Origin of the sequence: Chlorobium sp. KB01 (genome assembly GCF_001975465.1) — a bacterium.
Classification (GTDB): Bacteria; Bacteroidota; Chlorobiia; order Chlorobiales; family Chlorobiaceae; genus Chlorobium.
Genome location: NZ_MPJE01000044.1, coordinates 1 through 16,529, shown reverse-complemented (window position 1 = coordinate 16,529; position 16,529 = coordinate 1). Strand labels below are relative to the sequence as shown.

At 50.5% G+C, this 16,529-nt stretch carries 18 protein-coding genes; 8 read left to right on the top strand and 10 right to left on the bottom strand.

The annotated features are described in order from the left end of the window. Positions 1 to 268: 268 nt before the first annotated feature. The 4 genes from BOO20_RS04815 to BOO20_RS04800 all read right to left on the bottom strand — a co-directional run bounded on the left by BOO20_RS04815 (position 269) and on the right by BOO20_RS04800 (position 3,829). On the bottom strand, positions 269 to 1,393 hold the full coding sequence (locus tag BOO20_RS04815) for a radical SAM protein (RefSeq protein WP_076791008.1): 1,125 nt from the start codon (positions 1,391 to 1,393) through the stop codon (positions 269 to 271). Between the two features lie 91 nt (positions 1,394 to 1,484). Next, positions 1,485 to 1,865, bottom strand: coding sequence for a hypothetical protein (locus tag BOO20_RS04810; RefSeq protein ID WP_076791007.1), 381 nt, complete (start codon positions 1,863 to 1,865; stop codon positions 1,485 to 1,487). A 297-nt stretch (positions 1,866 to 2,162) separates the two neighbouring features. Beyond that, positions 2,163 to 3,032, bottom strand: coding sequence for a UbiA family prenyltransferase (locus BOO20_RS04805; protein WP_076791010.1), 870 nt, complete (start codon positions 3,030 to 3,032; stop codon positions 2,163 to 2,165). A gap of 110 nt (positions 3,033 to 3,142) precedes the next feature. Then, positions 3,143 to 3,829, bottom strand: a complete 687-nt coding sequence (locus BOO20_RS04800; RefSeq protein WP_076791006.1) for a TetR/AcrR family transcriptional regulator — start codon at positions 3,827 to 3,829, stop codon at positions 3,143 to 3,145. 167 nt (positions 3,830 to 3,996) lie between these two features. Here BOO20_RS04800 and arsM point away from each other — a divergent pair, with 167 nt between their 5' ends. From arsM to BOO20_RS13330, 4 genes are all read left to right on the top strand, one after another. Continuing rightward, a complete protein-coding gene (arsM, locus tag BOO20_RS04795) occupies positions 3,997 to 4,830 on the top strand; it encodes an arsenite methyltransferase (RefSeq protein ID WP_076791004.1) in 834 nt (277 codons plus the stop codon). Between the two features lie 132 nt (positions 4,831 to 4,962). Next, a complete protein-coding gene (gene arsN2 / locus BOO20_RS04790) occupies positions 4,963 to 5,427 on the top strand; it encodes an arsenic resistance N-acetyltransferase ArsN2 (protein WP_076791002.1) in 465 nt (154 codons plus the stop codon). Between the two features lie 109 nt (positions 5,428 to 5,536). After that, on the top strand, positions 5,537 to 5,719 hold the full coding sequence (locus BOO20_RS04785) for a hypothetical protein (protein WP_076791000.1): 183 nt from the start codon (positions 5,537 to 5,539) through the stop codon (positions 5,717 to 5,719). Positions 5,720 to 5,793: 74 nt separating this feature from the next. Beyond that, positions 5,794 to 5,997, top strand: a complete 204-nt coding sequence (locus BOO20_RS13330) for a type II toxin-antitoxin system RelE/ParE family toxin (RefSeq protein WP_158068729.1) — start codon at positions 5,794 to 5,796, stop codon at positions 5,995 to 5,997. 46 nt (positions 5,998 to 6,043) lie between these two features. Here BOO20_RS13330 and BOO20_RS04775 read toward each other — a convergent pair whose 3' ends face one another. The 4 genes from BOO20_RS04775 to BOO20_RS04760 all read right to left on the bottom strand — a co-directional run bounded on the left by BOO20_RS04775 (position 6,044) and on the right by BOO20_RS04760 (position 9,892). After that, positions 6,044 to 6,373, bottom strand: coding sequence for a tetratricopeptide repeat protein (locus BOO20_RS04775; protein WP_076790998.1), 330 nt, complete (start codon positions 6,371 to 6,373; stop codon positions 6,044 to 6,046). A 111-nt stretch (positions 6,374 to 6,484) separates the two neighbouring features. Further along, positions 6,485 to 7,312: a transglutaminase family protein gene (locus BOO20_RS04770; protein ID WP_076790997.1), complete on the bottom strand. Its 828-nt coding sequence runs from the start codon at positions 7,310 to 7,312 to the stop codon at positions 6,485 to 6,487. A 21-nt stretch (positions 7,313 to 7,333) separates the two neighbouring features. Beyond that, positions 7,334 to 8,425 carry an alpha-E domain-containing protein gene (locus BOO20_RS04765; protein WP_076790996.1) on the bottom strand — a complete coding sequence of 364 codons (1,092 nt, stop codon included), beginning with the start codon at positions 8,423 to 8,425 and terminating at the stop codon, positions 7,334 to 7,336. An 18-nt stretch (positions 8,426 to 8,443) separates the two neighbouring features. Then, complete coding sequence (locus BOO20_RS04760) at positions 8,444 to 9,892, bottom strand: circularly permuted type 2 ATP-grasp protein (RefSeq protein WP_076790994.1); 1,449 nt, start codon at positions 9,890 to 9,892, stop codon at positions 8,444 to 8,446. A 318-nt stretch (positions 9,893 to 10,210) separates the two neighbouring features. Between BOO20_RS04760 and BOO20_RS04755 the strand changes: the two genes are divergently transcribed. Further along, on the top strand, positions 10,211 to 11,224 hold the full coding sequence (locus BOO20_RS04755; protein WP_076790992.1) for an NAD-dependent epimerase: 1,014 nt from the start codon (positions 10,211 to 10,213) through the stop codon (positions 11,222 to 11,224). A gap of 122 nt (positions 11,225 to 11,346) precedes the next feature. On the opposite strand, the gene lysS is transcribed toward BOO20_RS04755, so the two are convergent. Both lysS and BOO20_RS04745 read right to left on the bottom strand, forming a co-directional pair. Then, positions 11,347 to 12,891, bottom strand: a complete 1,545-nt coding sequence (gene lysS / locus BOO20_RS04750; protein ID WP_076790990.1) for a lysine--tRNA ligase — start codon at positions 12,889 to 12,891, stop codon at positions 11,347 to 11,349. 63 nt (positions 12,892 to 12,954) lie between these two features. After that, positions 12,955 to 13,887 (bottom strand): phytoene/squalene synthase family protein, encoded by a 933-nt coding sequence (locus tag BOO20_RS04745; RefSeq protein WP_076790988.1) that lies wholly within the window; start codon positions 13,885 to 13,887, stop codon positions 12,955 to 12,957. 207 nt (positions 13,888 to 14,094) lie between these two features. On the opposite strand from BOO20_RS04745, the gene hflX reads away from it, so the two are divergent. From hflX to BOO20_RS04730, 3 genes are read left to right on the top strand one after another with little or no spacing between them, the layout of a single operon-like run. After that, positions 14,095 to 15,399 carry a GTPase HflX gene (hflX, locus tag BOO20_RS04740; RefSeq protein ID WP_076790986.1) on the top strand — a complete coding sequence of 435 codons (1,305 nt, stop codon included), beginning with the start codon at positions 14,095 to 14,097 and terminating at the stop codon, positions 15,397 to 15,399. Then, positions 15,380 to 15,796, top strand: coding sequence for an rRNA maturation RNase YbeY (gene ybeY / locus BOO20_RS04735; protein WP_076790984.1), 417 nt, complete (start codon positions 15,380 to 15,382; stop codon positions 15,794 to 15,796). The genes hflX and ybeY overlap by 20 nt, the downstream gene beginning before the upstream one ends. Before the next feature lie 21 nt (positions 15,797 to 15,817). Further along, on the top strand, positions 15,818 to 16,357 hold the full coding sequence (locus BOO20_RS04730; RefSeq protein ID WP_076790982.1) for a hypothetical protein: 540 nt from the start codon (positions 15,818 to 15,820) through the stop codon (positions 16,355 to 16,357). The last annotated feature ends 172 nt before the right edge of the window (positions 16,358 to 16,529 follow it).

Below are 16,529 nucleotides of genomic sequence, written 5' to 3'. Positions count from 1 at the left end.
GAATGCCGGTATCACCGTTGCATTTTTTCGATCAGGGAGTAGGTGTGGAACACTACCAACGTTGAGAAAGGGTCTCGCCCTAAAGTTTACCAGCGAGTATGGCCTGTCAATGGCCGAGACCGCACGGCAACTGGGCGTAACGACAAGCGCAGTGAAATACATGGTACGAAAATGTTGACGGGTTTATTGTTGCTTTTTTCGCTATAGGATGTCCCCAAGTATAACTTTCTCAAAAGCATTCGGGTGTGATTGCTTTCGCTTGCCCACCTTATCCTTTCAGAACACTCTCGCCGATAATGCTCATGAGCGGGGTTCCTGCAAGGTGATCTGAGAAGGGGATTCCTTCATTTCCGAGTGTGTTGATAACCTCCAGAGCAACTCCAATTGAGGTTTTTTCAGAGGCGCAGAGAAATGCTCCCGGAGCGTTGTAGTCTCCTGTTGCAAAGTAGTTTGTGCAGCCGCACCAGTTCATGCAGTACTGGTTCAATTCGCAGGCGGGGCAGATTCCGTTGGCGATATTTGATGCATCATGAGTGCATCTTACCTTCGAGAGGTTGTTGCTGTTGATATTGCCAAGGCAGTGGGTCACTCCGTCATCACTGCCGATAAGACGTTCACAGGGGTAGACATTTCCTGATGGAGCAAATGCAAACTCCCCCTTGCCCATTCTGCATTTCTCAAGCGCCTGATAGCCGCCTCTCATGATAACCGTAACCTTGCTGTCGATCATACTGATATAACAAGGTGTTTCCTGCTTGTAGTAGTCGATATATTTTTCTCCGACGGTGCGGTAGAGTTCCGGAAGCATTTCGGCGTGCTCCCTTGTCCATCGTGCAGAAATATCAGGGTTGAGATAGATGACTCTGACTCCGAGTGCGTAAAAGTAATCGATCACCTCCGGCAGGTGTTGGAGGGTGTTCGGCGTGTAGACGGCATTAACGGGTAAAAAAGGAAAAGATCGAAGCGCGTGGCGAATGTTCTTTTCAACCACGGTTGAGCTGCCTCTGCCATCCCTGAACACTCTTGAAGCGTCCTGGATATGAGGAGGTCCGTCACAGCTTATGCCAAAAGGGAGTTGCAGGCGAACAAGTTCATCGGCTATGGCGTCAGAGAAAATCGTACCATTGCTGACAATAAAAAAATTGACCTTGTCCGGATTATAGGCGCGGTGACTCCGGATCCGACTCGATATGTTTTTGATAAGGTCAAACTCCAGCATGGGTTCACCGCCAAAAAATCCAATCTCGATTGTTTCATCTTCCGGCGTATGATGAAACATGAATTCGATGATCCTGTCGGCAGTTGCCGGACTCATCACCTCTCTGTTTCTCGATATGTAACAGTAACTGCATCCAAGGTTGCATTGTTGTGTAACCGCTATCGTGTATTTCATTTGGATCGCAGGAAGAGTGGAAAAAAACAGTGGCAGTGTTACTTGGCACTGCCACTGCTCTCAGTAAAACAGAACTACCTTGCGGGTGCCATTATTTGATAGCGTGAGCATCAACAAGTCCATCAAAGGAGATCGATGGCCCTGTCGTCAGTTTGGTGCTCAACTCCTCAAGGAGTGGCGTTGTGAATTTTTTCCACTGTGCATCATTAAGCACATAGAGATCGCCTTTGTAGTGCAGGTGGGGGTTTTTCAAGCCGCCCGGCCAGTGTTTGATTTTATCGATCGTGATTTTTGCACCGACAGGTTTCAATACTCCGGCAAGATCTCTTGTATGCTCCTCTAAAACAGCATTGGATATCTTTTCAAGAGCCGGAATTTTATTCTTTGCGATGAACTCTCCGATCAATTTTTCTTTTGGCAGCCAAAAATCTGCCCGTATTCCGCTAAGCCACTGTTTAAAAATGAGTTGCATATTTTCCTCCTTTTGCGTTGCTGATGATGAAAATTGCTGAAGAGTGTTGTGAGTGTGGTTCCCCCTGTCTGTTGAGATGGCAGATGCTCATCCTGAATAAACGGGGCGGTATGGAGTCATCTATTCCGTTTTTTTGTCGTGAGCACCTCCTCTCTCTCTTTGAGGTCTAACTGTGTTGGCTGATGATGTAGTTGAGAACTTCAAAAGTTATCAAAAGATACACGGATTAACAATTATTAATACATCTGATGGCCTTGTGAGCTAAGAGGAAACGGAAGATCTGGATACTGAACGGGGCTACCTTGAATAGAAGGCGATCAGGCCGAAGGAGAGGAAGAGGACGGTGGCGAGGAGGATGGTGACGTCGCTGATTTGGCGCATGAATGCCTCTCTTTTCTCATTGTACAAGCTGGCGATGACGATCACGGCCGCGTTGTTTGCGAGCAGGAAATAGGTTGATCCCGGAAGAAATTTCGTGAAGGTAAAGGTGAAGAGGATGGCTCCGGAGATCACACTTGTGATGATGAGGAACTGTTTGGTATGCAGAAAGGAGAGGGTGTTGGCTATGGTTTTGATGCCGCTTGAGAGATCGCCCCGACGGTCGCGCATGTCCCACATGACTTCAATAAAAAAGGCGCAGATAAAGAGATAGACCCAACAGACCCACGCTTTCGGCGTAAGCGGGCGACCCTCGAAAAAGAGGGGGAGAAAGATGATTGCGGTTGCCCAGTCTATCGGCGGGGTGAGATTTTTGACAACGTAGATATCTTTCAGCCTCCGGGCGCTATCGAGGCGACGGGAGAGAGAGGCGGGGAAGCATTTGTGGTTATAGAGCAATCCGATGAGAATGATCAGCGCCGTTGTCCAGAGTGCTGCAGAACCGAATTGCAGGGCGATAACGAGAGCAGCAACGGGAAGCATCCAGGTAGTGAAGTAGGTGATGAAGGCCTCGTTTTTCTGCGCATTTTTCAGCCCTTCCGGATCATTTGCAGCATCTTCGACGTCATCGGTGAGCCGGTTGTCCTGATAGATTGAAAAGGTGAGGATAAAGACAGTCAGCACAGCCCATCCGTTAACCGGGATGGTGAAATAGACCGACCAGCTTGCGGCTCCGATAGCCGAAAGCACCGAGAGGTGCAGTTTGTTTCTGAAGAAGTAGTTGGGCATCTTTTCAGCTCCCATTCCATTATCCGATCTTCGGTTATGCGTGTCTCAGAAGGCCACTTTTAATCTCAAAGTCTTTTCCTGTTCATTCCGTTCCTTTCCAAAAGCTTCATCTACTTCCCAGGGCAGCAGCCTCGGTCGATAAACCGGCTGTAGAAAGCCATCACGCTTCCTTCAGGATATTCACTCGTGTTTTTCCCCTCCATCTTTCGCCCGAAGGCCGCTTCAAGGGTGGGGGTTGAGAGTATTCTGAAGATCTCATCCATCCTTTCCGGCGGGAAGGGCATGTTGCTGTCAAGCCACCAGGTGATGAGCGAGAGGAGCGAACTGACCAGATGGTGCGTTGTTACTTCAACGGGCACGGGCGGCGCAACGCTCCCTTTCATCATCTCTGTATGCGGCCCGATCAGGAGATTATAGAGATAGCGGTGAAGGTATTTCAGGATCATCTCGCCGCTCTGCTTGCCCGCAATGGCCTTGTAGAGTCTGTGATGCTCGCCGGTGTGCCGGAAGAGTTCCAGCACGATGTTGAGTTCCGGCTCCCTGCCGGTTCGCCTTGCGGCAAAGATTGCCTGCTGCTGCTCTTCAAAGAGGCTTCGCAACTGCTCGAAACTTGAGAGAAGCAGTTCATCCTTGTCGCGATAGTGCGCATAGAAGGTTGAGCGGCCTACATCCGCCCGGTCAAGAATATCCTGCACGGTGACCGCTTCGTACCCTTTCTCTACAATCAGCGCCATGAGTGCCTCATGCATCAGCCTTCGGGTACGGCCTATCCGCCGGTCGCTCTTTTTTTCTTTCATAAATCCTCTGTTTTACCGGACGAAACCGGTACTTCTGTCCGGAATCGAACAATTGTCGAAACATTGGTTGTTGACGTGCTTCTGAAATATAGTTACTTTTTTATCGAACACGGTGTATGATGAAAAACATAATGTTAGAAAAAAAGTTAAAGAAAAGGAGTGCAAGCATGGAACAGAAGAGTATCAGGGATGCGATTAAAGAGCGCTACGGCGCAACCGTCAAGAGAGGCAGCTTGTTCGGCTGCTGCAAACCGTCGGGCGTCATGTCGCCGGAGTTTATCGAGTCGGCAGGCAGGGTTGCGGGGTATTCCGATGCGGAGCTGAAGAGCATACCGGATGGGGCCAATCTCGGGCTCGGGTGCGGCAATCCGGTGTCGCTTGTCGTGATCAAAGAGGGTGACGTGGTGCTCGATCTCGGTTCGGGAGCGGGAGTGGACGCTTTTCTTGCTGCGAGACTTGTCGGCGAGAGCGGCCTTGTTATCGGAGTGGATATGACCCCGGAGATGATTGAGCGGGCAAGAGCGAACGCCCGGAACAACGGCTACCGCAATGTTGAGTTCCGTCAGGGAGAGATCGAGAACCTTCCGGTCGAGAGCTCAACGGTGGACGTGGTCATTTCGAACTGCGTCATCAACCTCTCAACCGACAAACCGAAGGTTTTTCAGGAGGCATTCCGCGTGCTGAAACCGGGCGGGAGCCTTGTGGTTTCGGACATGGCCCTGCTTGAAGATCTGCCGGATTACCTCGGCAGTTCGCTTGAAGCCTATATCCGCTGCATTGCCGGAGCCATTCGCAAGGATGAGTATCTCGATGCCATAAAGCGTGCCGGTTTTGAGGAGATAACGGTAGTCGGAGAGAGTCACTTTCCTGCGGAGCTGATTGCCGAACAGCCGATGCTGAAGGAGGTCGTCGCAACCATGCAGATCCCGATGAGTGAGATTCAGCGTATAGGCAGTACCATCGTCAGCCTGAAGGTGGCGGCGAAAAAACCGCTTCATTGAGCGGGATGCTTCTTGCACTTTCATGTTTGCAGAAGTATTTTTTCGATGAGTCTGACTTCAGGTTACAGAAAACTCTGTTTGCCAATACCTGATTTATCGAACGGGTTTATAAACAATGATATTCCAGGTACCATGATTGAGGCCCCAGCACCTTCGGAAAGCATTATCTACTCTCAGGCCACTCCGGATGATCTTCCGGTGGTGCAGGCACTGCTCAGGGAAAACGGCCTTCCTTTCGAGGATGCGGGAGAGCACCTTGACCATTTTATTCTGGCAAAAGAGGGAGACGTTCTGGTTGCGACGGCGGGGGTTGAGCTGCTCGGGAGTGATGGATTGCTTCGTTCGGTGTGTGTTGCGCGAAACTGCCGGAACAGGGGGGTCGCCGGGGAACTGTGCCAACGCATGGAAGCCTCTGGATACCGTGCAGGAGTGAGGCATATCTACCTTCTCACCACAACGGCAGAGGAGTATTTCAAGCGTCGGGGGTACCGGGTTTGTTCACGAGAGAGTCTGCCTGCAAGAGTAAAGGGGACAGCCGAGTTCCGCTCGCTCTGCCCTGCCTCAGCGCTCTCTATGGTGCGCGATCTTGATGGCTGAATTGGGTCATTACCATTTGCTGTCGCAGATCGTATATTGTCAGTGTTCATGGGTGTCGTTGTCCGAGTTGATTATGTAGTTGAAACTGATTTTTGAAAGGAGGAGAGTTATGGCGGGTAAAGAAACTGCGAAACAGGTAATTGATGCTTTGCCTGATGATGTCTCTATGGATGAGATCATTCATGCCCTCTATGTGAATATTAAATTTTCATATGGCGAAAAAGAGATTCGGGAGGGCAAGGGGATATCACAGTCTGAAGCGAAGAGGAAACTGGAGAAATGGCTACAGTGAACGTGATATGGGCACCATCTGCATTGGATGATGTTACCTCTATTGCTGAGTAAATTGCAAGGGACTCTTTTGAATTGGCTACTGTTTTTGTTGGCAGAATTATTGAGGCCACTGACCGTTTACACAAATTCCCTTTTTCCGGTCGGATAATTCCAGAGATAATGGATCAGGCTTGTCGTGAAATCATATACGGAGCTTACCGTATCATGTATCGAGTTGAAAAAAAGGAAGTTTGGATTACTGGCGTTATTCATGGCTCACGTGATTGGAACCCGTAGCAATCATTGAATTTTGCTTTATCCTCGCCAAAAAATAACTTTTTATCTACCACTCATATCCCGGAAAGCGGAGAATTCTCCGGGCCTGCCTGTCACCGAGGCGGGCGGCTTGCTGTGCGTCGGCGATAGCGGCCCTTTTATCGCCGAGCTTGCGCTTGGCTGCGCCGCGGCTCCCGAAAATTTTGGCAATGTCCGGCGCCAGCTCTGCGGCCCTGTTGTAATCCTCAATGGCGCCGGTATAGTCTTTCAGGTGATATTTTGCCTTACCGCTCAGGTAGTACTCTTCTGCGGTCAGGGGCCCGGCGGCGGGTACTGCTGCGGTGAGCAGAAGCGTGAGCAGAAGGATGGCGGTGCTGAATTGAACACTTCCTGACATGATCAAGTGGTGTCTCTGAATCTCCCCAAAAAGTCGAGGTCTGCTTTTGATCGTTATGGTATAATGTACTCTTCCTGCCTGAATTCCCTTAAACGAATTCAGGGGCGCTCATCAGTTTTTCTCGTCCATTGAAGAGACCTTGACTGCAACGCTGAGCTTTTCGGTGGCATTGCCCTTGAAGGTGCCTCGTACCGGAGGAACATCGCCATAGTCACGGCCTGAACCGATTTTAATATAGCGATCATCAACAAAGAGGGTGCTGTGGGTAGGGTCCATGCCGATCCACCCTTTTTCCTTTCCGCAGTATACTTCGCACCATGCGTGGCTTGCTTCATCACGTCCGTCAGGGGTGCTTCCTCCGAAGAGGTAGCCGCTGACGTAGCGGGCGGGAACGCCGAGGTAGCGGCAGGTGGCAAGCATGATGTGGGCAAAGTCCTGGCAGACACCCCGCCCGAGGGCCATGACGACCGCACTGGTGCTGTGAACGTCGGTTACGCCCGGTTCGTAGATGAATGATTCGTTGATGTGCCGGCAGATTGATTCAGCAAGCTGGGCACTGCCGGTATTCGTGGCAAAACAGGTGGTGAAATCGCGTACAGCAGGGTCAAAATGGACATAACGGCTTTCGCCGGAAAAATCCATCAGAAAGATATCTTCATCATCAGTGGCTGAGGTGTTTCCAATACCGGTTTCAACAACGGATGTCGCTACAATTTTTACCCGTTTATGGCTCTGGAGCAGGTTGAAGTGGTTGACGCAGTTACCGTAGAAATCGGTGTATTCGAAAATGGTGGCAGGGGGGTCGACCTGAAGCTTGAAGCTTGCACATCGCTGCGGTGCAGCGTGGTTGTTGCTCGGGTGAAGCCTTACCTCTGTAGCTGTTTCATAGATCGGACTATCATATTCAAACAGGGTTGCGTGTTCAACTTTTAAAATCATGCTCTTGGTAATTGAGTCGGGTTATTGCTGCTGCTGCTGTTGCGCCTGGCTCCAGTTGGCGCGTCCGCCAGCCACTCCGGTAAAGGGAAGCGCCTCTTCAACATCCTGCGGTTCGATTTCCGGTGTATGGTATGCAAAATAGGTCAGGTGTACCTGTTCTCCAATTTTTACCAGCCGCTGCTCCAGATCGGCAAGGTAGAGATGCAGTCCTTTCGAGTAGATATCCTCAATGGAGGTGTAACTCAGTTCGGCCTCCATTTTGCCTATAAACCGGTCGGCATTGTTGACATAGCGGTGCCGCGAGCTGCCCGATATCCGCCAGAGGGCATCTTCAGCCGCGCATACAGAGAAGTTGATGCTGCGGGGGAAGCTGCGGTCAAGAATCAGAAAGCGCAGGATGTTGTCGGGATCGATCTTTGAGAGATAGACCTTTCGAAATGCTTCAAGGGCGCTGCAGCTTTTCAGTACCGCCATCCACTGGATGATATCGACCGAACCGGCTACAATATCGGTTGAATCTTCACTCTCCTCCAGCGAACTGTGCAGTTCCGGCAGCAGCATGTGATATTTGACATCGATCAGGCGGGCAATGTTATCGGTCCGTTCAAGGTATTTGGCAATCTGGATGAAGTCCCACCCTTCGTTGTGCGAGAAGGTGTTGTCGGTAATGCCCTGAAAGAGATGGGATGAATTTTTGATCTCCTTGTAGAAGCTGTAGGGGTCGTTGTGCACGAACTGCGGCGTGACACTCTGCAGATAGTGGTAGAGGTTGTTGACCTGCTCCCACATTTCGCTTGAAATGCTCTCGATGATGCTGCGTGCATTCTCCCTTGCAAGCCCGATACAGGAGGTGATGGAGTTCGGATTGTTTTTGTTGAACACCAGGTAGTCGGTAACGGTATGGGCGTTATACTCCTTATAGAGATCATTGAAACGCTCCCTGTCGCTGGTGACAAGAATGAGCGCTATCCAGTAGTTCGGATTCTCGGTGTGCGTGATGTTGTTGAGGTCGAGCAGCAGATTGAAATTGACGTCGAGAAACCTTGCGGTATTTTCCGCCCTTTCAAAATAGCGGCTCATCCAGAAGAGCGATTCGGCAACACGGCTTAACATGATTCAGCAATTAATTATTTATTCGTCAACAACCCAGGTATCCTTGCTTCCGCCGCCCTGGGAGGAGTTTACCACCAGCGATCCGCGCTTGAGCGCTACCCTTGTCAGGCCGCCGGGGACTATGGTAACGGTTTTGCCGTACAACACATAGGGGCGAAGGTCAATATGACATCCGAAGATCTCGCTGTCATTGAAAAAGCTCGGATGGCGCGAGAGCGATATGGTCGGCTGCGCAATGTAGTTGCGCGGATTGGCAACAATCATTTCGGCAAACTTCTCCTGCTCGGCAACGGTTGATTCCGGCCCGATCAGCATGCCGTAACCGCCTGATTCATTGGCCGCCTTCACGACCAGAGAAGCAAGGTTTTCAAGAATATATTTCAGATCTCCGGGGTTGCTCGGCAGCCATGTCGGCACAATCTGCAGTATGGGATCCTCACCGAGATAGTATTTGATGATATCGGGCGTAAAGCTGTAGATCACCTTGTCGTCAGCAACACCGGCGCCGATGGCATTGGCGAGTGCAACATTGCCTTTGCGGTAGGCGTTGATGAGACCGGCAACGCCGAGCTTGGAGTCGGGGCGGAAGACCAGCGGATCGAGATAGTCATCGTCCACGCGGCGGTATATGACATCGACACGCTCAAGACCACGGGTGGTCCTGGTATAGACCTTGTTGTTGTTGACGACCAGATCCTTCCCCTCGGTCAGTTCAACACCCATCTGGCGGGCAAGGAAGCTGTGTTCGAAGTATGCGGAGTTGTAGATTCCGGGGGTAAGCACCACCACGTTAGGCTCGTTTCTGCGCACGGGGCTGATCTCCTGCAGGGTGCGAAGCAGCTCCTGCGGGTAGTTTTCGATCGGCCGGATCTTGTATTTTTCAAAGAGTACCGGAAATGCCCGCTTCATCGCCTGTCGGTTCTGCAGCATGTAGGATACGCCGCTCGGGGTGCGCAGGTTGTCTTCAAGTACCAGATAGTTGCCCTCGCCGTCGCGGATAATATCGCTACCGGTGACATGAATGTAGATGCCGAGCGGGGGATTGATGCCGACAAACTCGCGCCGGAAGTGCTTGCTGCCGAGTACCAGTTCCGCCGGAATCACCTTGTCCTTGAGAATTTTCTGGCCGTGATAGATATCATGCAGAAAGGCGTTGAGCGCTGTGATCCGCTGTATCAGACCCTTTTCAATAGTCTGCCACTCGTTTGCCGGTACCACTCTCGGGATAAGGTCGAAAGGGAAAATCCGTTCTATGCCCTCCTCCACGCCGTAGACGGTGAAGGTAATGCCCTGGTTGCGAAAGAAGATGTTGACTATCTGCCGACGGGCCTTGATGTCATCCAGTGAAAACTGGCCAAAACGGTGAAGCAGTTTGTCATAGTGCTGCCGGGGGATTCCCTCTTTTGAAATCACCTCATCAAAAAACCGGGCGGGATCTGCTTCGTAGCTCTCAAAAAAGCGGGTCATACGGCTCTGTCGTCTTGTTGCTGTCAGTTCCAATTACTAATCACTATATACTTAAAAAAATTCGGATAATTATGTTTATTGCCTAAAAAAGTTACAAATTTGAAGAAAATTACATTTTTCAGCTCCTTTTGCTCCTGTCATGCAGATTTTACCTGATGGTTGTTCTGCTCCTCTGAGCGGTTCGTGTCAGGGCGTTGCCGGAACGGCAGGGGAGAGTGCCTCCATCACGGGTTTCGATAGTAATGGTATTATTCTTAAATTAATTTTCAGGCCGGCTATATATCTGCCCGTCATAACGCATTAAACGAAAAACACGCAATGAAAATACTGGTAACCGGTGCTGCCGGGTTTATAGGTTTTCACGTCTGCAAGCAACTGCTTGAAAGGGGCGAAGAGGTAACGGGCATTGACAATATGAACGATTACTATGATGTTTCGCTCAAGGAGGCAAGGCTTTCGATGCTGCTTCCCTATGCAGGGTTCCGTTTTGTCAGGATGGATATCGCTGACCGCAGCGCCATGGAAGAGCTTTTCCTGACGGGTGCGTTTGAAAAGGTGGTCAACCTGGCCGCACAGGCCGGTGTACGCTACTCCCTGATCAACCCCCACGCCTATATCGAGAGCAACATTGTGGGGTTTACCAATATTCTTGAAGGTTGCCGCCATAACGGGGTGAAACACCTTGTCTACGCATCCTCAAGTTCGGTTTACGGCGCCAACGAGACCATGCCCTTTTCGGTCCATGACAATGTCGATCATCCGCTCTCGCTCTATGCGGCCAGCAAAAAGGCCAACGAGCTGATGGCCCACACCTACAGCCATCTCTACAATCTTCCGACAACCGGTCTCCGTTTCTTTACCGTTTACGGCCCCTGGGGCAGACCGGATATGGCCCTCTTTCTTTTTACCGACGCCATTGTCAACAACAAGCCCATCAAGGTTTTCAACTTCGGCAAGCATCGCCGCGACTTCACCTTTGTTGATGATATTACGGAAGGGATCATCAGGACGCTCGACCACACTGCCGAGCCCAATCCCGAGTGGTCGGGTCTGAAGCCGGATCCGGGTACCAGCAGGGCACCCTGGAGGGTTTACAATATCGGCAACAGCAGCCCGGTTGATCTCATGGACTACATCAAGGCGATTGAAGATCAGCTTGGCAGAACCGCCGAAAAGGAGTATCTGCCGCTTCAGCCCGGTGATGTGCCCGACACCTATGCCGATGTCGATCAGTTGATGCAGGATGTCAACTACAAGCCCGAAACGACGGTTCAGCAGGGAATAAAGCGGTTTGTGGCGTGGTACAAAGAGTATTACAAAGTTCAGTTATAGCAGGGGAGAGCACAAGAAACCTCTTCAGCACTTTATAGTACCTATAGGTCTTATGGGTCCTATAGGTACTATGGAAGAATAAGAGTTCAACACTGGGGGCAGCGATGCCCGCCGGTGTGTTTTTACTCCGGCTTCATGTGGGGGAAGAAGATGACATCCCTTATCGAGTCCTGGCCGGTAATGAGCATCACCATGCGGTCGATGCCGATTCCGAGGCCTGCGCATGGCGGCATGCCGTACTCAAGGGCGCGAAGGAAGTCCTCATCGACAATCATCGCCTCTTCATCTCCGCGCTGGCGGAGTTTTGCCTGCGATTCAAGCCGTTCACGTTGGACAACCGGATCGTTCAGCTCTGAAAATGAGTTACACACCTCTTTTCCGCCGACAATCAATTCAAAGCGTTCAACAATTCCCGGCTGTGAACGGTGCTCCTTGGCAAGGGGCGACATCTCGGTGGGATAGTCGGTGATAAAGGTCGGCTGAATAAGCTTTGGTTCAACAAACTCTCCGAATATCTCGTCGATAATCTTGCCGCTGCTGATTTTGGGATCGAGTTCAAGTCCGAGATCCTTGGCGACATTTCGAAGCTCCACCTCTGACTTTCCTCTGATATTCTTTCCGCAGTACTCTTCGATGGCGTCGATAATGCTCAGTCGTTTGAACGGTGGTTTCAGGCTGATTTCGTTGCCGAGAAAGAGCGTGACCTCGCTCTTGTTGACCTCAAGCGCGGTGCGGTAGAAGAGATCCTCGACAAGCTCCATCATCCAGTTGTAATCCTTGTAGGCTACGTAGAGCTCGACCTGGGTAAACTCGGGGTTATGGAAGCGGTCGATACCCTCGTTGCGGAAATCCTTGGCAAATTCGAAAACCCCGTCAAACCCTCCGACAATGAGCCGTTTGAGATAGAGTTCGTTGGCAATGCGCAGGTAGAGCTCCATGTCGAGCGCATTGTGGTGCGTCGTGAAGGGACGGGCGGCGGCTCCGCCGTATATCGGTTGCAGAATAGGGGTTTCAACTTCAAGCCACCCTTGTGACGAGAAGAACTGCCGCATGAACGATACAACGGCACTCCGCTTGACAAAGGTCTGGCGGACTTCGGGGTTGACAATCAGATCAACATAGCGCTGACGGTAGCGCTGCTCGCGGTCGCTGAATGCGTCAAAAACCACCTTCTCGCCATCAACCTCCTTCTCCTTCGGAACGGGAATGGGGCGCAGCGATTTGCTGAGCAGTTCAAATGATTCGGCATGAACCGAGATCTCTCCGGTTCTCGTTTTAAAGGAATAGCCTTTGACGCCGACAATATCACCGATATCAAGAAGTTTGAAGGTATCGTAGGCCGTGTCACCAACTTCATCCTTTTTCAGGTAGATCTGGATTTTTCCCTTTGAATCCTGGATATGGAAGAACGATGCCTTGCCCATCTTTCTGATGGTCATGATTCTGCCTGCTACGGCAACCGGCTCTTTGGCCTCCTCCCGGAAATTTGCAATAATATCGAGGGAGAAGCTGGTGACATCGAATTGGCAGGGGTAGGGGTTTATTCCGGCGTCAAGAAGGTGCTGCCGCTCTTCAAGACGGCGCTGCATCTGATCGTTCAGGGATAGCTGCGGGGAGTGGTCTGGTGTATGCTGGTTATCCGGATTCTGTGCGTTTTCCTTGCTCATGATTACTTTTGCCTTGAAATTCTGGAGGTGAAAAAATATGGTTGGTACAAAGCACCCCTCTCATCAGGAGGCTATACGGGTTTTATACCAGACAAATGGAATGGTGCGGATTTTCTGATAGAAAGAGCGATAGGCGCGTTTTGAAAAGACATCGTATCCGTTTTTTTCTATCGCATTTAAAATGTTGCAGTAGTTAATGCTGCTGATACCGACGGCAAAGCGGCTACGCTTTTCGAGCATGGGAATCCCTTTTTCAGAAGAGCGATAGTAGCCTCTTGCCCGCTCAATCTGGAACTGCATAAGTTTTTTGAAGTTCTCGTTGTTGGTCTTCTTCATGAGCTCATCCTGGGTATAATTGAAGCGGCGGAGATCTTCAAGAGGTAGGTAGATTCTTCCGCGGTCAACATCTTCACCGATGTCACGCAGGATGTTGGTAAGCTGCATGGCTATACCGAGTTCAATGGCATGCTGCAGCGCCTGTTTGTCGCGGTAACCGAAAATTTCGGAAGTCATGAGCCCGACAACCGAGGCGACCTTGTAGCAGTAGACATAGAGCTCGTCAAAGGTTTCAAAGGGTTTGAACACAATATCCATGGCGACGCCGTCCATCAGGTCGAGCGGGTACTCTATCGGAATCGGGAAACTTTTGAGCGTATCCTGCCAGGCCATCAGGATGGGGTCATTTACACTCTCGCCGGCATAACAGGCTTTAAGTCTTGATTTCCACCCTTCAAGCAGGCGCTGAATCTCCTCTTTGGTAATCTGGCCGTTGGTCAGCTTCTCCTCGGCCATATCCACCAGATCATCGACCGTGCGCAGGAGGGCGTAGATTGCAAATATCGGGTTCTGCTGCCTTTTTGGCAGAAAGAGGGTTGCAAGGTAGAATGTTTTTGCGTGATGCTGTGAAATCTGCCGACAGTATTGATAAGCGTTTTCAAGCGTTATCCTCTTTTCAGGATCCTTGATGGCAGTTTTTCCGTTATAGCTGTAGTTCATCTGACATCCGCGCTTATATTAGCCTGTTCCTGTCATCACCGCTCGTTTACCCGTTTACGGTATGCCGTGAAAGAAAAATGTGTAACTTTTTACGTAACGAGTTTGTTTACAAGAAGAGTTGTCAAGATAAAACAATGGTTGTAATATAGCAACATGCCAGGTTACAGATCGTTTTCATTTAAATAGTTACATAATTTCATCCCCCTATTGAATACTCTCCCTTCTGATAATAAACGGGAAAAGGCTGTTCTTGTCGGTCTCTGTTCCCAGCCTGAAACACCCCGCGCTCTTGTAGAGGAGTATCTTGCTGAACTTGCCTTTCTTGCTGATACGGCCGGTGCCGATGTCATTGAATCGTACATACAGGAGAAAAAAATCCGCGATCCGGCCTACTGCATCGGAAAAGGGAAGGTTGATGAACTGATACCGTTTGTCAAAGAGCATGAGATCGATCTGGTGATTTTTGATGATGATCTTACACCCGGTCAGGCCAGAAACCTTGAACGGGCACTTGAGTGCAAGGTGATTGACCGTACAGGTCTGATCCTGCAGATTTTTGCCATACGTGCCCAGTCTGCCCAGGCCAGGATGCAGGTTGAACTTGCCCAGCTTGAATATATGCTGCCCCGCCTGTCAGGTGCCTGGACCCATCTTTCCAAACAGAAGGGAGGTATCGGCAGTAAGGGGCCGGGTGAGACCCAGATCGAGACCGACCGTCGTCTGGTCCGTAACCGCATCTCCCTTCTGAAAAAAAAGCTTCGCGAGGTTTCGCTGCAGCATAATACCCAGACCAGAGGCCGTCAGACGGTGCCGAGGGTTGCACTTGTCGGCTACACCAATGCAGGCAAGTCCACCCTCATGAATATTCTCTGTCCTGAGGCAGAGGCTTTTGCCGAAAACCGGCTTTTCGCCACGCTCGATACCAAAACCCGAAGGCTGGAGCTGAGTATCAACAAGCTGGTTCTGCTCTCCGATACGGTCGGTTTTATCCGTAAACTGCCGCACCATCTTGTCGAAAGTTTCAAGTCAACGCTTGATGAGGTCCTTCAGGCCGATTTTCTGCTCCATGTGATTGACATCAGTCATCCCGGTTTTGAGGATCAGATGCAGGTGGTCCGCGAAACCCTCAAGGAGCTTGGTGTTGATCATGAAAACTTCATTGAGGTGTTCAACAAGATCGATGCGCTTGAAGATCAGGAGCTCCTGAAGTCAATACGGGCGAAATATCCTGATGCGGTCTTTATTTCCGCAGCAAGGGGTGTGAACATCCCTGTTCTCAAGGAGATTATCGGAAAGTATGTTGCCCGTGACTACAAAGAGCGGAAAATTCTGACGCATGTCTCCAGCTACAAGCTGATCGGTTATCTTTATGAGAATACCGAAGTGATTGAGAAGCGCTATCTTGATGAGGTTGTTGAACTGACCTTCAGGGTGCATAAAAACAGGATCAAACATATCGATGCACTTGTCGGTGCATCAGAACCACTTCAATATGACACTACAGATTCATAATACCACCAGAAGGGAGGTTCCCGAGCAGCTGCTCAGCGATGCTGTTCTTCTGGTTCTTGAAACCGAGGAGTTTACCGTTGACTCTATTGTCGGCGTCTACTGCGGCAATAAAATGATCCAGCGCATCAACCGGGAGTTTCTCGGCCATGACTATCCTACTGATACGGTCACCTTCCGGTACAGCAAGGATCGTGAAGTTGATGGTGAGTTTTATATTTCACTTGATGTTGTGCGGGAAAACGCCGCCAGATATGATGCCGATTTTCTCCAGGAGCTTCTGCGAGTAACCATTCATTCGGCTCTGCATCTCATCGGCTACGATGATCAGACGCCCGAAGAGAGGGCAGGTATGCAGGAGAAAGAGGCGTTCTATCTCGCCCGTCTTGACCGGAACTAACCTGATTAAATTTCCTGAATCATGAAGTGCAGCAACGATTTTGATTCTTCGCAGACGAACCCGTCGTTCTGGCGCCGTTTTCTTCTTGTAACCACCATGCTTGTTATGCTGCTGCTTGCCGGCGGGATTGTTGTCGTTCGCTACCTTGGTGAACGGAAGCTGGACGAGCAGAGAGAGCTTGCCGGGAGCCGGTTTGTCGACTTGCAGCGTCAGGATATTGCCCTCTTTGCAGTTCCTCTTGCCTGGTCGGTCAGAAAGGAGCTTATCAAACAGAACTATGAGCAGATTGATGAGTATTTCAGTCAGCTCATCAAAAGAAAAGGGTTCGGTTTGATCATGCTTGTTGATCCCTCCGGTACCGTCAGGGTATCGACAGACCGGAAAATTCAGGGGAGCTCTTTTTATCTTCGCTATCCCGGCTACCGCCTTGATGCTCCGGGAACGGTATCGTATCGTGTCAGGGAAGGAGAGAGCCTCTACCTCGTTCCGGTCATGGGACTCAACGAGAAGATCGGTACCATTGCTTTTCTTTACCGTTACCGGACGTTTTCGCTGCCCTGACCGATGAGATGTGCACGCAATACAGGGAACAGGAGTTCTCTCGGCGGCAATACCAACCACCGTTATACCGGAGGGCACCTCTATTAATCTATTCTGCGATTCGATTGCTTCGTTGGGCGGTGCTCGAAATCCTCAAGTACTCCGTGTACATTCCGGTTTCTGCGCTCCGTCC